At 68.4% G+C, this 15,100-nt stretch carries 14 protein-coding genes; 11 read left to right on the top strand and 3 right to left on the bottom strand.

Features of this window, described 5'->3' with window-relative positions:
• Nucleotides 1-54: 54 nt before the first annotated feature.
• On the bottom strand, nt 55-420 hold the full coding sequence (locus ACMGFH_RS11620) for a DUF5518 domain-containing protein (RefSeq protein WP_415378608.1): 366 nt from the start codon (nt 418-420) through the stop codon (nt 55-57).
• Between the two features lie 137 nt (nt 421-557).
• Here ACMGFH_RS11620 and ACMGFH_RS11615 point away from each other — a divergent pair, with 137 nt between their 5' ends.
• Entirely contained in the window at nt 558-1,565 is a 1,008-nt protein-coding gene (locus ACMGFH_RS11615; protein ID WP_415378607.1) for an NOG1 family protein, read from the top strand.
• Between the two features lie 264 nt (nt 1,566-1,829).
• Here the strand turns inward: ACMGFH_RS11615 and ACMGFH_RS11610 are convergent, their stop codons facing one another.
• A complete protein-coding gene (locus ACMGFH_RS11610; RefSeq protein WP_415378606.1) occupies nt 1,830-2,582 on the bottom strand; it encodes an SIMPL domain-containing protein in 753 nt (250 codons plus the stop codon).
• Nucleotides 2,583-2,723: 141 nt separating this feature from the next.
• A complete protein-coding gene (locus ACMGFH_RS11605; RefSeq protein WP_415383239.1) occupies nt 2,724-4,007 on the bottom strand; it encodes a TIGR00341 family protein in 1,284 nt (427 codons plus the stop codon).
• A 137-nt stretch (nt 4,008-4,144) separates the two neighbouring features.
• Here ACMGFH_RS11605 and ACMGFH_RS11600 point away from each other — a divergent pair, with 137 nt between their 5' ends.
• The 10 genes from ACMGFH_RS11600 (at nt 4,145) to ACMGFH_RS11555 (ending at nt 14,982) form a co-directional block, all read left to right on the top strand.
• Nucleotides 4,145-4,546 carry an Hsp20/alpha crystallin family protein gene (locus ACMGFH_RS11600; protein WP_415378605.1) on the top strand — a complete coding sequence of 134 codons (402 nt, stop codon included), beginning with the start codon at nt 4,145-4,147 and terminating at the stop codon, nt 4,544-4,546.
• A gap of 135 nt (nt 4,547-4,681) precedes the next feature.
• On the top strand, nt 4,682-5,059 hold the full coding sequence (locus ACMGFH_RS11595; RefSeq protein ID WP_415378604.1) for an ArsR/SmtB family transcription factor: 378 nt from the start codon (nt 4,682-4,684) through the stop codon (nt 5,057-5,059).
• A 117-nt stretch (nt 5,060-5,176) separates the two neighbouring features.
• Complete coding sequence (locus ACMGFH_RS11590) at nt 5,177-6,289, top strand: pyridoxal-phosphate-dependent aminotransferase family protein (RefSeq protein WP_415378603.1); 1,113 nt, start codon at nt 5,177-5,179, stop codon at nt 6,287-6,289.
• Between the two features lie 139 nt (nt 6,290-6,428).
• The gene (locus ACMGFH_RS11585; RefSeq protein ID WP_415378602.1) at nt 6,429-7,049 is read left to right on the top strand and encodes a nitroreductase family protein; all 621 of its coding nucleotides are present in this window, start codon (nt 6,429-6,431) and stop codon (nt 7,047-7,049) included.
• Nucleotides 7,050-7,198: 149 nt separating this feature from the next.
• On the top strand, nt 7,199-9,487 hold the full coding sequence (locus ACMGFH_RS11580) for a nitric-oxide reductase large subunit (protein ID WP_415383238.1): 2,289 nt from the start codon (nt 7,199-7,201) through the stop codon (nt 9,485-9,487).
• A gap of 287 nt (nt 9,488-9,774) precedes the next feature.
• Nucleotides 9,775-11,379 carry a methyl-accepting chemotaxis protein gene (locus ACMGFH_RS11575; RefSeq protein ID WP_415378601.1) on the top strand — a complete coding sequence of 535 codons (1,605 nt, stop codon included), beginning with the start codon at nt 9,775-9,777 and terminating at the stop codon, nt 11,377-11,379.
• A complete protein-coding gene (locus ACMGFH_RS11570; RefSeq protein WP_415378600.1) occupies nt 11,372-12,103 on the top strand; it encodes a rhodopsin in 732 nt (243 codons plus the stop codon). Before ACMGFH_RS11575 ends, ACMGFH_RS11570 begins: the two co-directional genes overlap by 8 nt.
• A gap of 88 nt (nt 12,104-12,191) precedes the next feature.
• On the top strand, nt 12,192-12,446 hold the full coding sequence (locus tag ACMGFH_RS11565; protein WP_415378599.1) for a hypothetical protein: 255 nt from the start codon (nt 12,192-12,194) through the stop codon (nt 12,444-12,446).
• Between the two features lie 70 nt (nt 12,447-12,516).
• A complete protein-coding gene (gene ligA / locus ACMGFH_RS11560) occupies nt 12,517-14,610 on the top strand; it encodes an NAD-dependent DNA ligase LigA (protein ID WP_415378598.1) in 2,094 nt (697 codons plus the stop codon).
• Nucleotides 14,611-14,682: 72 nt separating this feature from the next.
• Nucleotides 14,683-14,982, top strand: a complete 300-nt coding sequence (locus ACMGFH_RS11555) for a hypothetical protein (protein WP_415378597.1) — start codon at nt 14,683-14,685, stop codon at nt 14,980-14,982.
• Nucleotides 14,983-15,100: the final 118 nt, after the last annotated feature.

The raw sequence follows: 15,100 nt of genomic DNA, 5'->3' as shown, positions 1-15,100 counted from the left end.
CTGCGGACGGAACGGGGAAAAACGTGACTCCGGAGATGGCTCGACTGCGCCCTGTCAGTCGGCGAGGATCGCCCCGATAGCGCCGCCGACGGCGCTGTCGAGGGCGAACACGAACGCGATGACGAGGCCGACGACGACGACGCTGAGGCCCCCGAAGACGCCGCCGATGGGGCCGCCGAGGGCGCCGCCGAGCAGGCCTGCGATCGGTGCGGTGAGGACGACGAGAACGATCCCTCCGAGCGCGCCGGCGAGCAGGCCGTGCCAGAGGCCGCTCCCGAGGTCGCCGCCGGCGAGGTAGCCGGCGACGAACCCGGCGATCAGCCCGGCACCGATGTGGCCGACCACCGGGACGACGAAGGCGGCGATGCCGGCGACGAGACCGGCGGCGAATCCCCAGACGACAGCACTCCAGTCGGTCATGACCCGGGGTAGACAGCGGGGACGGATAGGCGTCTCGCAGGGATACGCCGGCAGGCGCGGTCGCGCCGGTGTGACGGCGTGTCGCGGGCGCCGACGAGTAAACGGCCTTTTACGCGCCGGCCGTCTATCGGGGGGCAATGAGCCAACCGTTCGAGGACCTGCCGACGACGCCGACGTCCGAGGAGCTGGTGGACAAGGCGTTCTCGCGGGCCGCGCGCGCGGGGCGGGCCAAGAGCGGCCACGACGCCCCCCTCTCGATGCTGCAGACCGCCTCCAACATCGCTTCCGACAACCTGGAGAACGTCGTCTCCGACTGGCCGGACTTCGACGATCTGGACCCGTTCTACGAGGAACTCGCCGACGCCGTCATCGCCTCCAACACGACCGACGACGACGCGCCCGACATCGGCGGCATCGACGCCGTCCGCCAGCACCTCTCGGAGATCAACTGGGCGAGCCGGAAGACGTCGGAGATCCGCGACGAGTACCAGGGCCGCATCGCCACCGGCGACATCGACACCGCCCGCAAGCTCCGCAGGCAGGCGTTCGCCCGCATCGCCGACGTTGTCGAGGAGGTCGAGGGCGACCTCGCCGCGGTCGGCGCCGCGCGCGACGACCTGAAGACTCTCCCCGACATCCGTCCCGACGAGCCGACCATCGTCGTCGCCGGCTACCCCAACGTCGGCAAGTCCACCTTCGTCAACGCGGTCACGAACGCCCGCAACGAGACCGCCTCGTACCCGTTCACGACCACCGAGATCCGCGTGGGTCACTTCGACGACGGCCACATCCGCTATCAGATCGTGGACACGCCGGGCCTGCTCGACCGCGCGCCCGAGGAGCGCAACGACGTGGAAGCCCAGGCCGCAAGCGCCCTCGAACACCTCGCCGACGCCGTCCTCGTCCTCGTCGATGCCAGCGGGGACTGCGGCTATCCGCTCGATCTGCAGCTCGCACTCCGTGACGACATCGAAGCCCGCTTCGACGTGCCGGTCCTGACGGTCTGTAACAAGTCCGACCGCTCGCGCGACGTCGAGGCCGACCTGTACATGAGCGTCACCGAAGACGAGAACGTCCAGAGCGTCCTCGACGCCGCCGTCGACGCCGTCGACTACGAGCCGGAACTCCCCTACGACGGGCAGTAACCGCGGACGGAACCGGTTCGGTATTCTCGGTAGGCCTCGACAATTCTCGGTAGTCGACGTGGTCCCGGCGACGTCTCTGTCCTGAAATCCCGTGAGCGACGGGTCTACGGGGTAAAAGAGCGAACGTCACCGGGCGACCGGTGACGGGAGAACGGAAGCGTCAGGGGGGAAGTAGGGGGGCCGCGCGGAGCGTCAGGGGGGAAGTAGGGGGGCCGCGCGGAGCGTCAGCGGGGACGGTGTATTCTGGGCGAAGCGACCCGGTCGTCAGTCCGAACTCGCCTCGTAGACGACGTTGACGGACGCGGAGACCGTCACCGGACCGCTGTCGATGGAGGTCCCGCCGCCGTCACCGGCCATCGCGCTGGCTTCGACCGCGTAGGGCCGGGAGTGGTACTCCGTGGTGGAGACGCGGTCGACGCCGGTAATGGTCAGGTCCTCGGCGCCGGCGATCGTGCTGGCCTCACCGCGGGCCGTGTCCATGGCCTCGGTGAGCGCTTCCTGGCGCAGCTCCTCGCGCTTGTCCGACGAGAGGGTGAACTCGACGCCGTCGACCTCGTTGGCGCCGTTGGTCACGGCCGTGTCGATGACCTCACCGACGCTGTCGGGGTCCTCGACCGTGATCGAAAAGGAGTGGACGGCGCGGTACTCGGGCTCCTCGCTCTGGCCGCCGCCGTAGCGGCGGTTCGTCGAGATGTCGTAGTAGCCCGTCCGGATCTGGCTGCTGTCGATCCCGATCTCGTTCAGGGCGCTGCGCATCTGACTGGCGTTGCTGGAGAGCTGTTCGCGCACGGTCTCGATGTCGTCGCCCGTCGCGACGACGCCGACGCGGACCACCGCGCGGTCGGCCTGGGCCTGGACCTGGCCGGAGGCGCCGACGGTGATCGTATCGCTCATGTTCTCCTGTGCGGGCTGGGTCTGCACGGGCGCGCCGCCGGACGTGAACGCCGTCGCCGCGCCTGCCGTGGCCAGGAGGGCCGCGACGATGGCCACTCCGGCGAGTGTGACTCGTGAGTTCATGCGTCCGTTCCGACGACCCGCTATCAGATAGGGATCACGTTAACTCAAACGCGTCTTTGAAGGATCGGAATCCGTCGTCAGACGAGCGTCTGACGGATTCGTCCGGCGGTTACCCGTTCGGGCCCGAGTGACGGACGGTTGTCAGGCGGAGTCGACGACGACGTACCTGACGTGGGTCTCGACCTCGCGGTCGATCGCGCGCTCGACCGCGCGGTCGATCGGGTCCGCCATCCGCGGGTACTCCTGGTCTTCGACGCCGACCGTCACGGTGATGGCGACGGGGTGGCGCAGCAGGAAGTTGCTACTGCGGTTGACTTCGAGCGAGATCAGTTCAGCGTTCGCGGAGGATTCGTTGATCGCGTCCGCGGTCGCGTCCTGGATCCGCTCTTCGGTCGTCGCGCCGCGGAAGGAGTCGTACGTGACGCCGCCGAGGAACACCGACAGCACGACGATGGCCGCGACGAGGACGGCGACGCGGCGGATCGTCGCGCCGCGGGCTGTGTCGAGCTGGAACCAATCGGTCGGCCGGTAGCCGCTGTACCGGAGGACGACCAGCGCGGCGAGGTTGATCGACAGCAGGTTCACCAGCACGAGGACGCTCGACCCGAACGTGACGATCGGTTTCCCCCAGGCGATGCCGATGCCGACGGTCGCCGCGGGCGGAATGAGCGCGACGGCGATCATCACGCCGACGATGGCCGAGGATACCCCCGCTGTCAGCGAGAGCGCGCCGGCGATCCCGGCGCCGAGCGCGACCACAAGCGAGAGGAAGTCCGGGTAGAGCCGGCTGCGGACCTGCGGGATCGCCGTCACGTCGGTGAACGGCGGTATCAGGTGGACGGTCTTGACGAGCCACGCGAAGACGGCGGCGGCCGCGATCGAGACGACGACGCCGATGGCCTGGAGCTTGACGCCCTCGGCGAACAGCTCGTCGTCGACCACGACCGTCCCGACGCTCGCGGCCATCGCCGGTCCAATCAGCGGCGCGATCACCATCGACCCGACGACGACTGCCGGCGAGTTGAGCAGCAGTCCCGCGGTCGCGATGACGGCGCTGACGACGGTCATCACGACGTACGTGGGCAGCGACATCAGCAGATCCTCCGCGGCCGTGACGAGCTCCTCGCGGGCGATCCGGTCGGTGTCCTCCTCCTCGCTGAAGCGTTCTTCGAGGGCCTCGAAGTCCTCCGAGACGACCGTCTCGGCGTCGAGTACCACCGTGTACGTGCTCTCGTCGATGCCGGCCGAGCGGAGGGTGTCGAGCACCGGTTCGACGGCGTTGGTCGGGAGCGGGACGTACGCGACGGCGGCGTACTCGCGGTCGCTGGTCTCGTCCGTGATGATGTAGTCGACCTCCTCGTCGTCGAGCGCGCGCGTGACAGTCTCCCGTTTGCCGGTCGGGATCGTGATCTGGACGAGACGCACGTCCCACGGATGGACCACCGTCGGGAAATACTCTGGGATCAGGCGGCTCGACGCCCGGACGCCGCCGCCCAGCGGACGGCTATCGCTCCGGATCCGCGAGCCGAAAGCTTTTGCCATCGATCGACATAGCATCTCGCATGCGACGCGACGACCGCGACGACCCCTTCGACGAGTTCTTCCGGGAGATAGAGCGGATGATGAACGACGTGATGGACGACGCGCGCGCTCGGGGCGGTGCGGGCGCCGGGGCCGGCCCCTCCGACCCCGGGGCGGCGGACGTCCACCTCGACGTCTACGAGGAAGACGACCGACTGCGGGTCGTCGCGGACATCCCGGGCGTCGACAAGCAGGACATCGACCTGCGCTGCGACGGCGAGGTGCTCACCCTCGACGCCGCCGGCGACGCCCGCGAGTACCACGAGCGAGTCCGTCTGCCGGCCCGCGTCGACGAGCACTCCGCCTCGGCGTCGTACAACAACGGCATCCTGGAGGTCACGTTCGACCGCGCCGACGACTCGGCCAACATCGACCTCTCCTGAGCCGCCCTCCGCGTCGTCGCTCCCGCGGCGGAAGCCGCACGTCTCTCGATTTCTGTCCGTGATTCGAGTCCGCCTGCCTACAGACGCGGTCGTCGCGCCACAAAGTACAGGAGCCGCGCGTGCGGAGCGCCCGACATGACCGACTCGGTCGACGATCCGGTCGACGCGTTCGACGTGCTGGGCGACGAGACGCGTCTCGCCATCCTCCGCGCGCTCGCCGACGCCGACGAGCCGCTCCCCTTCTCCCGCCTGCGCGAACGCGCCGGCGTCCGCGACTCCGGTCGCTTCAGCTACCACCTGCGACGGCTCTGCGAGTACTTCGTCCGCGAGTCCGAGGAGGGCTACGAACTCGGCCACGCCGGCAGTCGCGTCGTCGCGGCGACGGCGGCCGCGTCTGGGGACACCGAATCGCAGTCCGCGACCGCCGATACGGACGAATGCCCGGTCTGCGGGGACGAGGATTGCGGGAAGCTGTTCCACGTCCACCTCTCGCCGCCGTGGCGCGGGGAGTGATCGGCCCGCGACGTCGATCTTCGGTCGACTGTGTCGACTGCGTCGACGGTGTCGCGCCGGCATCAAAACTACCATACCCTCCCGCTCCGACTCTCTCGGTAACAGACGGTGGTTCCAGTGCCCAAGAAACAGGAATACACAGGCGACTACGACGACAAGACGCTGTACATCCCCGGCCCGACCGAGGTCCGCGAAGACGTCATCGACGAGATGGCTCAGCCGATGTTCGGCCACCGGATGGACCGGATGACCGACCTCTACACGACCATCGTCGAGGACACGAAGGAGTTCCTCGGCACCGACAACGAGGTCGTCATCCTCACGGCCTCCGGCACCGAGTTCTGGGAGGCCTCGACGCTCAACCTCGTCGACGAGAACATCCTCGTGCCGACCTGCGGGAGCTTCAGCGAGCGCCACGCCAACGTCGCCGAGCGACTCGGCAAGGACGTCGACCGCCTCGAGTACGACTGGGGCGAGGCCATCAAGCCCGAGGACATCCGCGCCGAACTCGAGGAGAGCGACAAACACTACGACGTGGTCGCCACCGTGATGAACGAGTCCTCGACCGGCGTCCGCAACCCCATCGAGGAGATCGGCGACGTGGTCGCCGAGTACCCGGACACGTACTTCGTCGTCGACGCCGTCTCCGCGCTGGGCGGCGACTACGTCGACATCGACGAGCACGACATCGACGTCATCTTCGCCTCCACCCAGAAGGCCTTCGCGATGCCGCCCGGCCTCGCCGTCTGCGTCGTCAGCGACGACGCCTACGAGCGCGAACTGGAGAAGGGCTCCGCGTCGTGGTACGGCGGCTTCCAGCGCACGCTCGACTACTACGACCGGAAGGGCCAGACCCACTCCACCCCCGCGATCCCGGTCATGCTCGCCTATCGAAAGCAGATGAAGTACATGCTGGAGGAGGGCCACCGCGCCCGCGACCAGCGCCACCAGGAGATGACCGAGTACGTCCACGACTGGGCCCGCGAGCACTTCGACCTCTTCGCCGAGGAGGGCTATCGCTCCCAGACGGTCTCCTGCATCGAGAACACGCAGGACATCGACGTCGCCGCGACCATCGAGGCCGTCTCCGAGGAGTACGACTTCGTCTTCTCGAACGGCTACGGCTCCCAGCTCGGCGAACAGACGTTCCGCATCGGCCACATGGGCGAACACGACCTCGAGAGCATTCAGGAACTTACCGACGCCATCGAAGACGTGGCCGACCTCTGAGCGGGCGACCGCTTCGAGCGTCCGCTTTCCTTCTGGAACGCCCCGGCCCGTGCGAACGGCTCCCCCGATGACACCGGTGCCACCCGGTAACTCTCGTGTCAGATCCAGTATATATGTCTGGCGTCCGTAGTCGGGGGCGATGAGTCAGCAGACGCAGATCGAAGACGGCCTCCGCGAGGACGTCGCCGAGCACCGCCGGCCGGACCACGACGTCGACTCCATCTTCGTCAACCGGTGGTCGCCGCGCGCGATGACCGGCGAGTCGCTGCCCGAGTCCGAGTACCTACCGCTGTTCGAGGCCGCTCGCTGGGCGCCGTCGGCGTTCAACAACCAGCACTGGCGGTTCGTCTACGCGACCCGCGAGGACGACGAGTTCGAGACGTTCCTCGACCTCCTGAACGACGCCAACCGGTCGTGGGCGGCCGACGCCGGAGTCCTCGTCGCGCTGTTCTCGAAGACGACACTGGAGCACAGCGGGGAGCCGGCTGCGACGCGCTCGTTCGACACCGGCGCGGCGTGGCAGAACCTCGCGCTGGAGGGGTCGCGCCGCGGCCTCGCCGTCCACCCGATGGCCGGGTTCGACTGGGGGGCCGCTCACGACGCCCTCGACGTCCCCGAGGACGAGTTCGACATCGAGGCGATGATCGCTATCGGCGAGCGCGCCGACCCCGAGACGCTCCCCGCGGACCTGCGGGAGCGCGAACAGCCCAGCGGCCGCAAGTCGGTGGAGGAGATCACCCACCGCGGCTCCTTCGAGTAGAATCGGCGAGCGATTTCTCCCGTTCTCGGGTGTGACAGATACCCGCAAAACCCGCGGACGACGTCGAGACGGGCGAACGTGTTCGGGCGCCCTGTCGGCGGTCGAGAACCAGTGTGGCGCTCCTATACGTGGGGTTCGAACGGCCGCACATGAAGGTGAAGCGTGCGACCATCGCGAAGGTGCTGGCAGCCGTGTTCGTGTTCAACCTCGTGGTGATGGCCGGCGGCGCGTGGCTGGCCTATCAGGAGGCGCCGCCCATCCCCGAAGAGGTGGTCGGACCGGACGGCGAGACGGTCATGACCGATGAGGACATCCGCGAGGGCAAGAAGGCCTTCCAGCGCGACGGCCTGATGAACCACGGGTCGATCCTCGGTAACGGCGCCTACTACGGCGCCGACTACACCGCGGACACGCTCGACCTGAAAGTCGAGCACATGCGCGACTACTACGCCCGCGAGCGCTACGGGAGCGAGTACGGCGACCTCGACTCCGCCGAGCAGGCGGCCGTCGGTGACGTGGTCAAATCGGACCTCGACGAGGGCTACGACGGCGGCGCGATCCAGTACTCCGCCGCGGAGGTGTACGCCCACGAGCAGATCAGGGAAGCATACGTCGGGCGCTACCACGAGGGCGACCACGCCCGCGGCGTCCCGGTCGACATGATCGACGACGAGACGGAGGCCCGCCAGTTCGCCGACTTCGCGCTCTGGACGGCGTGGTTCTCCCACACCGACCGGCCCGCCGGTGACCACTCCTACACGAACGACTGGCCCTACCAGCCGGCCGCCGGGAACGACGCAACCGCCGCCGCGATGACCTGGAGCGTCATCGCGATGGTGCTCCTCGTGGCGGGCGCCGGCGGAGCCATCTGGCTCTACAAGGCGGTGGACCTCCCCGAGCCCTCGGCGGCAGGCATCTCCGTCCCCGAACCCGGCGAGGTGAGCGTCTTCCCGAGCCAGCGCGCCGCGTTACGATTCGTTCCGGTCGCCGCGGGACTGTTTCTCGCGCAAGTATTGCTCGGGGGACTGCTCGCGCACTTCTACATCGAGCGGGCCGGCTTCTTCGGGATCGAGGAGCTATTCGGCGTCCACATCCTGCAGGTGCTCCCGTTCGCCATCGCGAAGACCTGGCACATCGACCTGGGGATCCTCTGGATCGCCGCGACGTGGCTCGGCGCCGGGCTGTTCCTCCCACCCCTGCTCACCGGGCACGAACCCAGCCGGCAGTCGACGTACGTGAACGGGCTGCTGGGTGCCATCGTCGTGGTGACGGTCGGCGGCCTCGGCGGCATCTGGCTCGGGGCCAACGGCTACCTCGACGGCGCGCTCTGGTGGCTGATCGGCAACGAGGGCCTGGAGTACCTCGAAGTCGGGAAGGTGTGGCAGATCGGCCTGCTCGCCGGCTTCGGGTTCTGGGCGCTGCTCTCGATCCGCGGTCTCAAACCGATGCTCGACCGCGAACCCGCCTACGGGCTCGCCCACATGATCCTCTACGCCGGCGGCTCCATCGCCCTGCTGTTCACCGCCGGGTTCCTGTTCACCCCCGAGACGAACATCGCCGTCACGGAGTTCTGGCGCTGGTGGGTCGTCCACATGTGGGTGGAGGGCGCCTTCGAGTTCTTCATCGTCGCCATCGTCGGGCTCACCCTGGTGTCGATGAACCTCCTCTCCCGCCAGAGCGCCGAGAAGGCGGTCATGCTCCAGGCACTGCTCGTGATGTCCACGGGCGTCATCGGCGTCTCCCACCACTACTGGTGGATCGGGATGCCGGACCTCTGGGTGCCCATCGGGAGCGTCTTCTCGACGCTCGAACTCGTCCCGCTCGTGTTCATCCTCTACGAGGCCATCGGCCAGTACCGCGCGATGGCCGGCGGCAGGGAGTCTTTCCCCTACAAGCTCCCGTTCATGTTCATCATCGCGAGTGGGTTCTGGAACTTCGTCGGCGCCGGCGTGCTCGGCTTCTTCATCAACCTCCCGCTGATCAACTACTACGAACACGGCACCTACCTCACGGTCGGCCACGCCCACGCGGCGATGTTCGGCGCGTTCGGCTTCCTCGCGCTCGGGATGGTCACCTACATGCTCCAGATAGCCATCGACCCGGCCGACTGGGACGGCTCCTGGCTGCGCGGGGCGTTCTGGCTGTGGAACGTCGGCCTCGCGCTGATGGTGTTCGTCTCCGTGCTCCCGGTCGGCTTCCTGCAACTGGAGGCGATCTTCACGGAGAGCTACGCGGCCGGCCGGAGCCTCGCGTTCTACAACCAGCCCATCGTCCAGAACCTCTTCTGGGCGCGCCTCCCAGGTGACACGATGATCATCGCCGGTACTGCGCTGTACGCGGCGGATCTGGTCCGCAAGCGGTTCGTCCTCCGCGCGACCGCCGACGACCCCGACGTCGAGGACATGGCGGTCGCCGAAGGCGTGTTGAGCGACGACTGACGGCGTCCGGGAGGCGGGAGCGTCGGCCGGCGACCGACGGTCGGCGATTGGCGGTAAGCGGTCGTCGGTCGCCGATATCAGCCGGTCGCGGCGGGGGTCACGCCCACGCAGACGGCTCCTGAAGTGACAGGATCCCTGTCCTCTCGAGGGTAGTTATCTATATTGATTCTATCGGACTTCGTATGTGGTGCGAATAATCGTTACTGAGCTAATTTCACTGGTCGTTATCATCTCGGATACTCGGTCAGGTACGAATAAGAGAGCGGTCACGAAATCCTGATCTAGCCATGAATACGGTGACAGTATCTGCGGTCAGAGACCACTACAGCCGGCGGATCGCGGCGGCGGTCGCGCTGACGGCGACCGTGACCGTCGCCCTGGGGGCGCTGTTCGCGGGTCACGTCGCGTCCGCGACCGACCCGGGCGCCGGCGTCTCCGGGATCGCGGGGACGGTGTTCGTTCTCGTCCTCAACCTCGGACTGCTGGCGATCGTGCTCGGCGGCAACGCGGCCGTCGCGCTCCGCCGGCTCACGGACGCGGCCGAAGCCGTCGAGGACGGTGACCTGGAGGCGTCCGCCGAGGTCGATCGGACGGACGAGTTCGGCCGGCTCGCGCACACGTTCGACAGCATGCGCCGGTCGCTCGGCGAGGCGTTCGACGAGTCCGACGAGGCCCGTCGGGAGGCCGAGCAGGCCCGGAAAGAGGCGGAAGCGGCGACCGAGCAGGCCGAGGCGTTCAACGAGGAACTGCTCGACCACGCCGAGCGCATCGGCGACGCGATGACCGCGGCCGCCGAGGGCGACTTCACGCGGGAGCTCTCGACCGAGACCGACGTCGACGCCGTCGACCGGATCGCCGACGCCTACGACGAGATGGCCGGGGGCCTCTCCGAGACGGTCGAGGAGATCCGCACCTTCGCCGAGCGCGTCGAGGCGTCGAGCACGGCGGTCGCCGAGGAGTCCGCGGAGGTCCAGCGACTCAACGAGCAACTGGCCGACGACATCCGCGAACTCGCGACCGATCTGGAAGCCCAGGCCGAGCAGCTGGAGAGCGCCGTCGCCGAGGTAGACGACCTCTCGGCGACCATCGAGGAGGTCGCCGCGACGACCGACGAGATCGCCGACCAGGCCGCCGAGGCCTCCGACGTGGGGGCGACCGGCGCCGAGCGCGCCGAGGAAGCCATCGAGGCCATCCGGACGGTCGAGACGACGGTCGACGAGCTCGACCGGCTGGTGACCGAACTCGACGACCGGATGGACGACGTCGCGGCGACGACGGGCATCATCGACGACATCGCCGAGCAGACGAACATCCTCGCGCTGAACGCCAACATCGAGGCCTCTCACGCCGACGTGGGCGGCGACGGGTTCGCCGTCGTCGCCGACGAGGTCAAACAGCTCGCCGAGGAGACCCAGTCCGCCATCGACGAGATCGAGACCATCGTCGAGGGCGCCCGCGCCGACGTCGACGACGTGACCGACGAGATGGACCGGACGCGCGAACGGATCGACGCGAGCGTCGACACCGTGACCGACGCCGGCGACACCCTGGGTTCGCTCACCGACACCGTCGACGACGTCGACGCCGCGATGGGCGAGATCGCCCGCGCCACCGACGACGGCGCGGCCGCCACCGAGGAAGTCGCGGCGACCGTCGACTCCGTCGGCGAGGTCGCCCGGCGGGTCGCGGACCGATCGCACACGCTCGCGGACACCGCCTCGGAGACCGCCGGGACGATGGCCGACGTGCGCGAGCGCGCCGACGATCTGGCCGGCCGTACGGACGACCTGCTCGACCGCCTCGCCGTCTTCGAGACGCGCGAGGGCGCGCGGGCGGCTGGAGACGGGCCGAATCCCGGCGCCGCGACGCTCGCGGGAGGCGACGATGATTGAGTCGTCGGTCGTCTTCTGGGTCTCGGCCGCTGTGCAGGCCGTCGCGCTCGTCGTCCTGCTCGGCTGGCTCCGTGGGATCTCAGCGTCCCGGAGGCGGTACTGTTATCCCGTCCTGTTCGTCCTCGGCGTCTCGCTCGCCGGGACGGTGCTGATCGCGCTCGGTGTCGGTACTGACGTCGGCGGGACCAGCCTCGACGCGCCGGGGATCGCCGACGACCTGATCGCGTACTCCGTTCTGTGGGGGATCACGGCCCTCCTCGCCGGCGAATCGCGCCGAATGGTCGGCGTCTTCGTCGTCGTCCCGGTGATCCAGGTCGTCGCGTTCAACGGCGGGGTGCTCCTCGGCGGCACCGCCGGGCTCGTCGGCCTGCTCGTGATGGTCGCCGGGCAAGTCCTGTTCGCGTACCTCCTGCTCGGCCGGGTCTGGGAGCGCGCTCAACGACTCCCCGACCGGCAGCGTCTCCTCCACTGGAAGGCGCGGAATCTCCTCCTCTTCCTGATCGGGATGCTCATCGCGTTCTCCCTGCTCTCGGTCGCGCGGGTGTTCGACGAGTTCGTCGTCAGCACCGTGGGAGCGTACATGGACCTGCTGATCCGCGTCGGGTTCGCGGGCTTCCTGTTCGCGAACGTCGACGCGATCGCGGTCGACGGGGCCACCGACGGGCTCATCGACACGGTGAGTTCGGAGTCCGACCGCGACCGGGCGGGCGCGACCGGCGACTGAGGATTCGCTCCCCCGCAGACGGACCGTAACGGCGTTTTCGAACCGAAATCGACGCATAACAATGGTCAATCCCTGCCCAGCATGGAGTATGCCGACGCCAACCCGCCGTGACGGTGTGGTCGCGGCCCCATCGCTGACCGAGACGCAGTCGCAGATCCTCTCGCACCTCCGCGAGCAGGTCGACGGGACCGCCTACTTCAAGGCGAAGTACATCGCCGAGGAACTGGGCCTCTCGCCCAAGGAGGTCGGGATCAACATGGGACTCCTGCAGGAGCGGACGCGCGAGCTCGAGATCGAGCAGTGGGGCCGCTCGGACAGCACTACCTGGAAAGTGACCCTCTGAGCCGGGGACCGTTCGGGAAGCGCAGCCCGCACCGAACCTTCAAAGAGGGTGCCGCCGCGAGAGAGGGGTAATGACGGACGAGGCGGCCCAGACTGCTGCGGACAATCCCTACGTCGACGACCCGCCGACGGAGTTCGACCCGGTCGAGGACCTCTCGGAGCGAGCGGCCCGCGAACAGGCCGAGCGCCTCCGTGAGGCGATCCGCTATCACGACCACCGCTACTACGTCGAGAACGACCCGGCCATCGACGACCGAGTGTACGACGCCCTGTTCTCTCGCTTGCGCGACCTCGAAGAGAAGTTCGACATCCAGACCGAAGACAGCCCGACCCAGCGGGTCGGCGGCGCGCCCCGCGACGAACTCCCCGACGTGGAACACGTCGCGCCGATGCGTTCGATCGACCAGGGCGGCGAGGCCGAAGCGGTCCGCGAGTTCGACCGCCGCGTCCGCGAGGGGCTGGAAGCCACCGGCTACGACGGGGAAATCGCCTATTACTGCGAGCCGAAGTTCGACGGGCTCTCCGTCGAGGTCGTCTACGAGGACGGCGTCTTCCAGCGCGCGGCGACCCGCGGCGACGGCGACGTCGGCGACGACGTGACGGCGAACGTCCGGACCATCCCGAGCGTCCCGCAGCGCCTGCGCGGCGACCACCCTGACTTCCTCGCGGTCCGCGGCGAGGTGTACATGCCCAAGGAGGCGTTCCAGGCGTACAACCGCGACCTCGTCGAGCGCGGCGACGACCCCTTCGCCAACCCGCGCAACGCCGCCGCCGGCACCCTGCGCCAGCTTGACCCCTCGGTCACCGCGGAACGCCCGCTCTCGATGTTCTTCTTCGACGTGCTCGCCGGGACCGAGTTCGACACCCGCTGGGAGATGCACGAGACCTTCCCCGAGTGGGGACTGCGGGTCTGCGAGCGGACCGAACTCGTCGACGACGTCGAGGCGGCCATCGACTATCGCGACGCCCGCCTGGAGGAACGGGACGACCTGGACTACGAGATCGACGGCGTCGTCATCTCCGTCGACGACACCGACGCCTGCGACGAACTGGGGACCACCTCGCGAGCGCCGCGCTGGGCCTTCGCCTACAAGTTCCCCGCCCGCAGCGAGCACACCACCGTTCGAGACGTAGTCGTCCAGGTCGGTCGGACGGGGCGACTCACGCCCGTCGCGCTCATGGACCCCGTGCAGGTGGGCGGGGTCACTGTCTCGCGCGCTTCTCTGCACAACCCCGCCGAGATCGAGCGCCTCGGCGTCGGAATCGGCGACGGGGTGCGCGTCCGCCGCGCCGGCGACGTGATCCCCGAGGTGGCGGAAGTCACCGACGCGGCCAGCGAGGACCACTTCGAGTTCCCCGCGGAGTGCCCGGTCTGCGGGAGTCCCGTCGAGCGCGACGGCCCGATGGCCTTCTGCACGGGCGGCCTCGGCTGTCGCGCCCAGCGCGAGCGGTCGGTCCAGCACTACGCCTCCCGAAAAGGACTGGACATCGAGGGCGTCGGCGAGGAGCGCGTCCAGCAACTGCTCGACGCCGATCTCGTCTCCGACGTGGCGGATCTGTACGAACTCACCGTCGACGACCTCACCGACCTGGAGGGGTGGGGCGAGACCAGCGCCGAAAACCTCGTCGCCGAACTCGACGGCGCCCGCGAGCCGCCGCTCGCGGACTTCCTCACCGCCATCGGCATCCCCGAGGTCGGCGAGACGGTCGCCGCCTCGCTGGCGCGCCACTTCGGAGCCTTCGATGCCGTGCGCGCGGCCGGGGAAGACGAGTTGCAGGCAGTGGAAGATGTGGGACCGACCGTCGCCCGCGAGATCCGGGAGTTCTTCGATAGCGAGGCCAACGCGGACGTGCTCGACCGCCTGCTCGACCACGTCGACCCCCAGGAGGCCGAGACGACAACCGGCGACGCCCTGGAGGGACTGACCTTCGTCTTCACCGGCTCGCTCGACGGCTACACCCGCAGCGAAGCGCAGGATCTGGTCGAGCACGCCGGCGGATCGGCGACCAGCAGCGTGTCGAGCAACACGGACTATCTAGTCCTCGGCGAGAACCCCGGCCAGTCCAAGCGGGACGACGCCGCCGAACACGACGTCCCGACGCTCGACGGCGTCGATGGGTTCGAGGAGAAACTGCGCGAGGAGGGCGTCGAGGTCCAGCCGTGACGCCGGCGTCGTGAGCGGAGTCGCGGACGACCGCCGGAGAAGGATTATAGCCTTCCATTGACATGAACAGACATGGACGGAGACGGCGCCAGCGGAGTGGACGGCGAGATAGGGGGACTGAGCCCCGCTGGAACGAGGGACGTGGTCCAAACGGAGGGGGATTCAGAGGACGACTCCGCGTCGGGGACCCTCCAGTCGATGGGATACGTCGATAGCGAGGCCGAAGTGGGCAGGGACGACGGAGACGCGACGGGGTCAGGGGATTCGATCCTGCAGACGGTCGCCATCGTCGCAGTGGCCGGGTTCTTCGCGCTCACCGCCGCGTACTTTCTCCTCGAGATGATCCTCTGGATAGTCGGTGCGGCGCTGTAGGGCGCTCGTGGGACGGATATCGACCCGCACGGCGCGGCATTCCCGGTTTCGTCGATTCCCGAGAGAAGTGTCGCCGACAGGTCCGCACGAACCGAATTCGACCGGGAGCGAACGACAG

The sequence above is a fragment of the Halosimplex rarum genome (assembly GCF_047715405.1).
Taxonomy (GTDB): domain Archaea; phylum Halobacteriota; class Halobacteria; order Halobacteriales; family Haloarculaceae; genus Halosimplex; species Halosimplex rarum.
The sequence above is the reverse complement of the archived record's forward strand: the minus strand, read 5'-3'. Positions and strand labels throughout refer to the sequence as shown.

Coding starts and splice junctions, on each gene's coding strand:
- ACMGFH_RS11620 (WP_415378608.1), bottom strand. CDS start 420: ATGACCGACTGGAGTGCTGTCGTCTGGGGATTCGCCGCCGGTCTCGTC.
- ACMGFH_RS11615 (WP_415378607.1), top strand. CDS start 558: ATGAGCCAACCGTTCGAGGACCTGCCGACGACGCCGACGTCCGAGGAG.
- ACMGFH_RS11610 (WP_415378606.1), bottom strand. CDS start 2,582: ATGAACTCACGAGTCACACTCGCCGGAGTGGCCATCGTCGCGGCCCTC.
- ACMGFH_RS11600 (WP_415378605.1), top strand. CDS start 4,145: ATGCGACGCGACGACCGCGACGACCCCTTCGACGAGTTCTTCCGGGAG.
- ACMGFH_RS11595 (WP_415378604.1), top strand. CDS start 4,682: ATGACCGACTCGGTCGACGATCCGGTCGACGCGTTCGACGTGCTGGGC.
- ACMGFH_RS11585 (WP_415378602.1), top strand. CDS start 6,429: ATGAGTCAGCAGACGCAGATCGAAGACGGCCTCCGCGAGGACGTCGCC.
- ACMGFH_RS11580 (WP_415383238.1), top strand. CDS start 7,199: ATGAAGGTGAAGCGTGCGACCATCGCGAAGGTGCTGGCAGCCGTGTTC.
- ACMGFH_RS11575 (WP_415378601.1), top strand. CDS start 9,775: ATGAATACGGTGACAGTATCTGCGGTCAGAGACCACTACAGCCGGCGG.
- ACMGFH_RS11570 (WP_415378600.1), top strand. CDS start 11,372: ATGATTGAGTCGTCGGTCGTCTTCTGGGTCTCGGCCGCTGTGCAGGCC.
- ACMGFH_RS11565 (WP_415378599.1), top strand. CDS start 12,192: ATGCCGACGCCAACCCGCCGTGACGGTGTGGTCGCGGCCCCATCGCTG.
- ligA (WP_415378598.1), top strand. CDS start 12,517: ATGACGGACGAGGCGGCCCAGACTGCTGCGGACAATCCCTACGTCGAC.
- ACMGFH_RS11555 (WP_415378597.1), top strand. CDS start 14,683: ATGGACGGAGACGGCGCCAGCGGAGTGGACGGCGAGATAGGGGGACTG.